We start from the raw sequence: 8,072 nt of genomic DNA, 5'->3' as shown, positions 1-8,072 counted from the left end.
AAAAATAAATCAAAAACTCATTCTGGAATAGTGCTCAAAATCGGACTAATTTTCAGCTTTAATAAATCATTATTTTTAAATAAAATTTTCTCAGCCGAGTTCTTCGCACGTTATTTTAGCTAACGGTCTAGGGTATGCGTAGTGCGGCATTTTAATGCACTTTACTTTCCGTTTGCCGTTGATTTTGTTTTATGTTCATAATTTCATTTTAGCACTTCAGTCCGCATTACGTATACCCATTGTTGGCAACAGTTATTTTTGTTTAATAATAAATAATTTCTCTTTCAGATATAGTTTTGGGTAGAATTCCATTGTATTCGGTTACTTCAACCCAATTTCCATATTTATCGTACTTATAGTTATTTTTCAAGTCGTAAGTATTTTCGTTTTTCAGATTGAAGTTTTCTTGTGCGTATAAATCTCCTTTATCGTTGTATTTATAAGTAAACGTTCCCCAATCTATATCATCATTTTTGTGTTCTATAAGTTCATTGTCCGAATTGTATTTGTACGTATGTTTATTTTCTAAAACATCTTTTGAATCATATATTTTCTTTTCTATTAAATTATCATTTTTATCATAGGCATATGTTTCTAATTTTTCTAAACTTCCGTCTGAATTAAATTCTGCATATTCAATTTGATTTCCGTTGTTATCGTACTTAAACTTGTGAACTTTTTCTACTGTTTGCTTTGAAGAGTATTGTTTAGTTTCAATTAATTCTTCGCCTTCATATTCATATTCATACTTTAATTCAATTTGTCCATTCTCGTCATACTTGATGTATTCTTTAGTTTTTTTGCCTATATAATTCCAGTTTATTTTGTTTTTAAGTTTTCCGTCTGATTTGTAAACATCACATTTAGTTGGATTTCCTTCGTTATTAAAAACATATTTTGCTTTTTCAACTAAATCTCCATTTGAAGAATATTCGTTTGTTTCTTTTAGGTCTCCCTTGTCATCATATTCGTATGTTGTTTTTGATTCTAATTCTCCATAGGGAATAGAGTTGTTTTCTATTTGATTTCCTTTCTCATTAAAAATGATTTCATAATTCTCGTATTTATCATAGGTAATTTTTTCTTTTACTAACTCTCCAAATTTTTCTTTCACATTATAGGTTATACATTTAATTGACTTTATGTTACCTTTCAATTCCATTCTTTCAATATCAGACAGTTTCTTTTCCTTTTCGGATTCACAACTGATATTAATTAGCATTAGGAAAATGAACAGAATTATGTAATTGCTTTTTTTCATTATTGCTATTCTCTGGTGTTGTTTTTAATTGTTGCCAACGTTTCGTATATGAAATCGTTTGGCTTTTCGGAGCTCTGCCCTGTCAAATCGCTACAACTTTTATTAGGTGTAACGCTCTCAATATTAGTACTATCCGCCAAATGTTTTATATACATTGTTGTATGCTGGGCTTTATTCATTATTAGTTATTTATCCATATTTTACAGTCCCTAATACGCTCAATCGAAGCAATGCTGTTTCCGAAAAAATTAGTTTTTAAGGTCGGCAAAAAAGCGCTGGCGGACAGACAAGCTCTTTTGCAATTTTTGGTAGTGTCTTGGCTTGTGCGAATTGCAAATGTGCTTGGCTGTGTGGGTTGAATCATTCCTTTAACTTTGTCCAAAAACATCTTTTATAAAATCAATTGCTAATACTATTCTATCTCTATTGTCAATTTCTTTTAGAATATTGCTATCATCTAATTGATAGTTTTTTCGAATATTTTCTGAAAGTAGCTTTTTGTAGTCGTTTATTTGCCAACCTTGCTGATTACAAGTCAAAGTTATACCATTCTTAAGAATTAAAGGAGAATGTCCAGAGTATTGTAAATAGCAGTCATTTGCATTACAAATAGCTTTGTTATTTATCTTTTCACATACAGTTAAAACATATGGACTGATGTGATATGCCACCAGCGGATTTGACCCCTCTGTTCCTAAAATTCTTGATTCGAATAATGTATTGCTAACGTAGTAGTTAAGTTTTGATGTAAATTCCGGATATTTAATGAAATAGTGTTTCCATGTGCGGTCATTCGAATTGTTTTGTAACCAATCATTTATCATTGCTTGAAGCCTTATTTCTGGACTGCCTGAATATTGAGAGTATCTTTTCATAAACTCAATAACACTAACCGAAACATCTGCTTTTTCACTTGTTAAAACGGTCGTCCAATTGCCATTTTTACCAAAATAGCGCATTCCACCCATTCTACAATCTTTTGTGAAAATTCCTTTAAAATCAGATGCTATTAATGCTCTTATTTTTAATGAGCTTGGGGTGTTGTTATCAAATATCTCTTTAAAGTATTGGATGAAATCAGGATAATTTTGATGCAATTCTTTGGGTTTTAATAAATGTATTAGACCTCCAAAGTATTCAATTTCTTCCATACCAATAAGTGCATCATTAATATTGGAATCGCCCTTTAAAAGTATTGAAGCCTTTTCAATTTCATAATCCAAACTTACATCACTGATTTGAGTTCCCTTATTGCTAATGGAGTTATCTGTCAAGGATAAGTATATGTTGCCTGAAAGAAATTGCTCCAGAAGTATCCAATAACTACCAAAATAATTGATACGAATATTTGTATTGTATTTCGTCTCATTCCTTTGTCTGGTGGCTTGCAATAAATTCCTGATTACCCTTACTACCTTCTGCAATTCATCTTCAAATTCAGTAGTATCAAACTTTATAAAGTAGCTTAATACCGAATAAAGAAGTATTTTATTTCTGGGGTCTTCATTTTTGACATTGTTAATTATCCGCTCAAACAAATTAGCGTTATCTACTGAATTCCAAAATAAAGTAGTCTGCGAGTTTAACTTATAAAAGAATGTGTCGATTTTTTGTTTTTCAGCGGTCGAATTATTCAGTGACTGGGCATAAAGCTTATCCAAGGAATTAAATAAAAACAATAAGTTTTTCTCGTCCCGAAAAATGTCCTCATATTGCGAAAATCTATTGTTAAAACTATCGGCTTTAGCATCTTTATACTTCTTGAAGTAACACATCTGTGCAACAAATTCAAAATATGAAAAGAATTTGCTGTCAACAATGGTTTCTTCGCCTCTAAAAGTCCAAAACAGGTCTGTCCACTCTTTTTCTATTTTATAAGAAAAATAACCTGAATATGAAATTTCACCTTTAATCGGATGTTTAAGTTTGGCATTTTTAAAGTATTTATCAATTAGCTGGATAAAATTAGCTTTAAAATTTTCAAAAGCTGTGAGCTGTTTACCTCTGGCATTCATCTTAATATACAACTCATCTGTCAGCTCAAATTCTTTTGTGCCTAAGTCTAAAACCTCAAAAGTAATGTTGTTTTTTTCAGTTAGTTGCTTAAAAACGGGCGTCCCGTTAAGTATGCTGAACTTATCATGAATAGCCTGAATCATAATAAGCATGGCGGTGATGGTTGGGTCGCTGTGCCATGAGGAACGAAACCAGTACTGCTTCTTTATGTAATTTACAAACTGGTCGTCCCCTGATTCGTTAGGTATCTTGATTTCTTCTTCTACAATTGATTTGCAGAACTCTCGGGAACTGATTCGAGTGTCGTAAGCAAAACGTATCAGCTTTAATTTTTTATCGGCATCAATATTCTCTTTAATCGCAAAATACCAGTGGATAAGAAAGAGGGTGGTTAAACGTTGCTGTCCATCAATTGGATAAAAAACATCGTTTTTGACACGACCATAAACAAAATCCAAATGCAGGTTTCCCTGCTTTGCTATGTGTTTTAAAATTGATTCAAGAAACCTTTCCCTTTTTTCTGATTCTTCCTTTCTGCCTTGAGCATAATCTCTTTGAATTATAGGGATACTTATCTTGTTTTCCTCAAGAAGTTGCCAAAATGATATATTGCTGGTTGCCATTTGCGAATTAGTTCAATAGGTGAATAAATGAATTGTAAACCTTCTCAATGTTCTTGTAATAAGCATACCTGTCTTCACTGTTCCAAAAAATCATTTCTTTTGGATTTTCCGAATAATATTTAGAGAAGGCTCGTTGTGTGCAAATTGGTATATATCTGCCAAGTTTGTTGGTTTTTAGCAATTCTCTCTTTACATCGAAAAAGGAATTATTTAACATGCTATTTGTGTCTTTATCTACCAAAGCAAGGTTGTATAAAGTATGAAGCTCATGCTCCTTAAATTCAATAAGCTTACCATATAGCTCAATTGTTTCTGAATAGATGTTTTTAAAGCCTTCTTTATCGTAATCACCTATCAACGCTTCAATTTTTACAATTAGTTCTTGAACTTCCTGCTTTTGAGGATGGCCGTTTAGAGTAAAATAGGCTAATGATGTTTTGTGCGCTGTAAGCCATGTTATAGCTCTCTCTTCGGTGGCATCTATATTTTCAGGATTTTGTGGGTGGATATGCTCAATGCTCGTAATCTTTTCTGTTTTAAACAAATGAAAAGGAAATCTGGCATCTTCCTTTTTGTGCTTGATTAAAGTCTCAATGTTGAATAGTGTTAGTATTTTTCTAATTTCGGTATCTTCTTCACCATAAGATATCTCATGAAGTTGTTTTACGATACCAGATTCACTCCACTTTCTCTTAATTTTTATTGCTTTGGCAATACGTTCTTTTAGATTCAACTCAAAATCATCCTTGTTTAGTTTTAAGTCGAACAGTTCTTTGATTAAATTCTCTTTATCCTGCTCAAATGCAAGTAAGAATCCTAAATAATGGAACAGGGTATGATTATCATACCAATCGTAAAATCTGCTAAATACGTCTTTTATCTCTTTCCAGACTTCATTTATAGGGTCGAGAACATCTTTGTCAGGATTAGTACTGATATTATATTGCTCTCTCTTTTTTGCGAGGTATTTATCGAAAACCAGAAATTCGAAATGTTTAGGTTTACCATCCTTTTTCTCAAACTGTATTAATTCCTGATTGTCATATCCGTTCCACTTATCCGATAAGAGTTTAAATATCAAATCTATTTTTGAGGATGGGTTATAATCGGTGTTGTTTAGGAATAACCACATTTTTTCATCCAGCAAAGTAGCTTCTATGGTATCCCATTCCGAAGCAATTTCAAAAAGCCTTTGTTTCACATACCTTTCTTCGTTTGAAGCGTAAAGGTCTGCCTGTAATAATAGTGCTTTAATCAGTTCTGCATCCGTCAATGGAATTTTGCCTTCGTTTAAGCGTGTGAATAAATCAATGGAGCTATCGTTAACTGTGTTTTCTTGTTCTTCTAATGCCTCATACCAAATGATGGAAACATTGTAGTCAGCATTTAATAAGGTTTCTACAATGCCTACTTTATTCTTCTCTTTTTCAAACCATTCTTTTATATAGTGATAGGCTTTTGAAATGTGAAAGAAGTCTACATTTGAATCATCAATCGCACTTTTATAGCTTTTGTTTTCAAAAAATGTTTTGCAGTTTTCTCTGGTTTCAAAGTCAATGGAATATATATCCACACCTCTTTCAAGAAGTTCTCTTACATCTTCAAGATAGTTAAGAATTAATAAAATGGAGGTTAGCCGTTGCTGGCCATCAATTAATTCCCAACCATTCATGATATCTCCATTCGAATCTATCCATGTTCTGCTTTTTACCACAACAGGTTGAAGGCAATAAAATTTACTGACTTTGTTCTTTCTATCTTTTGTTGCCTTATAGTATTGCAAAATATCATCTAACAATTCAGTAATTTCTTGTTTACCCCAACGATATCCTCTTTGATAGCGGGGAACATAGAAGTTCTCTTTTAATAAATCGCTTATAGGACGTATTCTTGGATTTTCCATAATTAACGAAATTCTTTATTTGTTGTAAGTGTTGGCAAAAATTGCACTCTTTTGCAAATTTTGGTTTGTGCATCAGCCTGTGCGATTTGCAAATGTGTGCAATGTGCGTGGGCTTCCCCAACTGTCCCGAAGGGCAGAAGCGGGTCGGCAAAAACTATTTTTTTCTTGCATAAACTTTCAATCAATGAGCTAATATTTCCTATGTGTCTTTTCAAATTTTATAATCAGGTTTCAATGTTCGTTTCGGTCTTTTAGCCTTGCATACAACGTGTTTGTGTAAGAATAGTTGCGTGGTCTAGCACGAACCATAACAAGTACAAAAATAACTGGAAAATCCGCGAGGATTTTCCGAATAGGCTTGTACCAAGCAATTGTTTTTACACGGTGTTAGCAAACGTATTTATTTAAATCTCTAAACTTTCCATTTTGAATAAGTTTATATCATACTCATTATCACTCTCTAAATCTTTAATCGTTAAATCGACTGGTAAATGAGGTGAATTTGCTGACAGTCCAATTTTTTTAACTACACCAGAAAGCTCATTTTTTAATTCGTCATAGCTCTTTAATTTTTGAGGTTTTAGAAAAGTGATTGTTACAGATTTTCCAATTTGTTCTTGAAAATCCTTTAAGGTCAAATCTTGAATTTCGTAATGATTATAAATCATATTAGTTGCAATTTTTAGTGATTTCTTCGTACGCCTTACTTTCACCCAATTCACCCGCTTTAGAAAAATCAGAGCAAGCTTTGGATTTTTTATTAAGTTTTAAATTAGATAAACCTCTAAAATAAAAGGAATTTGCATTTTCTTGAATGGAAATTGCTTTGTCCATATCCTTTACGCTTTTTTCATATTCTCCAATATGATAATAAAGTTCCCCTCTCGTATCCCAAATGTAAGCTTCGGATTTATCCATATCTAAAGCTTTGTTTACAAGTGGAAGAGCTTCTTTATAGTTTTTTAAGCCAACTAAACAATAGGCTTTGTTGTTATAAACCGTTGACATTTTATAAACATTAGGCTTTACTTTGCCTTCCATTTCAATTATTTTATCATAATCATTAATCGCCCCAAATCTATCTCCGAGTTCACTTTTACACATTGCACGTAAAAAAAGAACGTCCGTATTATTTTGGTCTGTTTTTAGATGTTGCGTGTAATTGTAGACGGCATCAGCAAATTCTCCATTTTGTTGAAGTTCAAATCCTTTTTCTGCATAGCTCTGTTTAGAGTTATTGTTTTGATTGTAATTTGACGATGTTTGACTTTGAGAATTTTGTTGGTTAACCCAAACATTGTAATCAGAAATTATTTCTCTTACTGCATTTTCGGTTTGCTTTAAATATTTGGTCGCTCTTGCCAAATCACCATCTTCAATATCTGTCAAATCTTTATATTCCTTGTCAAGCCTTTTCAAGAATTGCTGTTCAACGATTTGCGGTTTCAATTCTAAAATCCATTTTTTTAAATCATATAAGTATTGTTGATTCGCTTCATATCTTTTTTGTAAAGACATTGCTGCTACAGCGAGTTCGTCGAATGAACGTGGTTCGTATCTCGAAGGTGTATATGTTGAATATCTATTGACTTGAGAATAACCAACAAGTGTCATTAACAAAAAGCTAAAAAATATTAATTTTTTCATATCAGTATATTTAATAAGATGATTGTACAAATTCGTATTGGTCTAAAAGACTATTATATTTGTAATAGCCTTTCATATTGCCGTAGCTATCATAAACCTCATATCTTTGTAAAAGCTCATTCCATTTTTTCACCAATTTTTGATTACCATTTCTATCGTATGTTTCATTTTGATTGAGCAATGAATTTCTTTGTTCGTAACCTTGCTGATTTCCGTAACTGTCATAAGTTTCTGTCCGGTTTAATAAAGTGTTCTTTTTTTCTGTTTTAATAAGGTTGCCATAATTATCATAATATTCTATCTGATTCAGTAATGAATTTTCCTTGGCATATGCAACCATATTTCCGTATGAATCATAAAATTCAGTTCGTTGAAGAAGGCTATTATATTTTTGTGTCAGCTCCTGACTTAATCCAATTTGGACTGTAAAAATTAAAATCAGAAAGGTTAAAATTAATTTGATTTTTTCCATAATGTTGGTTTTATATGTTTGCTAACGGGTTTGTATATGGCTTCGTTGTGGGAAAATCAGCGAGATTTTTCCGCCGAAGCAATTTTGATTATAAATATAAGGAATTTTTCAATTAAAAAATTCCGCCACAATGAGCTATATACGTTGTTG

Annotated in this window: 7 protein-coding genes; all 7 read right to left on the bottom strand. The window is 32.0% G+C overall.

Going from position 1 to position 8,072, the window contains the following annotated elements; translation table 11 throughout:
* Positions 1 to 262 precede the first annotated feature (262 nt).
* Entirely contained in the window at positions 263 to 1,162 is a 900-nt protein-coding gene (locus HGB55_RS14245; RefSeq protein WP_168817638.1) for a hypothetical protein, read from the bottom strand.
* A 104-nt stretch (positions 1,163 to 1,266) separates the two neighbouring features.
* Positions 1,267 to 1,440 carry a hypothetical protein gene (locus HGB55_RS14240; protein WP_168817636.1) on the bottom strand — a complete coding sequence of 58 codons (174 nt, stop codon included), beginning with the start codon at positions 1,438 to 1,440 and terminating at the stop codon, positions 1,267 to 1,269.
* A gap of 189 nt (positions 1,441 to 1,629) precedes the next feature.
* Positions 1,630 to 3,900 carry a DUF262 domain-containing protein gene (locus HGB55_RS14235; protein ID WP_168817634.1) on the bottom strand — a complete coding sequence of 757 codons (2,271 nt, stop codon included), beginning with the start codon at positions 3,898 to 3,900 and terminating at the stop codon, positions 1,630 to 1,632.
* A 7-nt stretch (positions 3,901 to 3,907) separates the two neighbouring features.
* Positions 3,908 to 5,803, bottom strand: coding sequence for a DUF262 domain-containing protein (locus HGB55_RS14230; protein WP_168817632.1), 1,896 nt, complete (start codon positions 5,801 to 5,803; stop codon positions 3,908 to 3,910).
* A 404-nt stretch (positions 5,804 to 6,207) separates the two neighbouring features.
* A complete protein-coding gene (locus tag HGB55_RS14225; protein WP_168817630.1) occupies positions 6,208 to 6,471 on the bottom strand; it encodes a hypothetical protein in 264 nt (87 codons plus the stop codon).
* 1 nt (position 6,472) lies between these two features.
* Entirely contained in the window at positions 6,473 to 7,450 is a 978-nt protein-coding gene (locus HGB55_RS14220) for a tetratricopeptide repeat protein (RefSeq protein WP_168817628.1), read from the bottom strand.
* 10 nt (positions 7,451 to 7,460) lie between these two features.
* Positions 7,461 to 7,922, bottom strand: coding sequence for a hypothetical protein (locus HGB55_RS14215; RefSeq protein ID WP_168817626.1), 462 nt, complete (start codon positions 7,920 to 7,922; stop codon positions 7,461 to 7,463).
* Positions 7,923 to 8,072: the final 150 nt, after the last annotated feature.

Origin of the sequence: Lutibacter sp. B1 (assembly GCF_012524075.1) — a bacterium.
GTDB lineage: Bacteria > Bacteroidota > Bacteroidia > Flavobacteriales > Flavobacteriaceae > Lutibacter.
The sequence above is the reverse complement of the archived record's forward strand: the minus strand, read 5'-3'. Positions and strand labels throughout refer to the sequence as shown.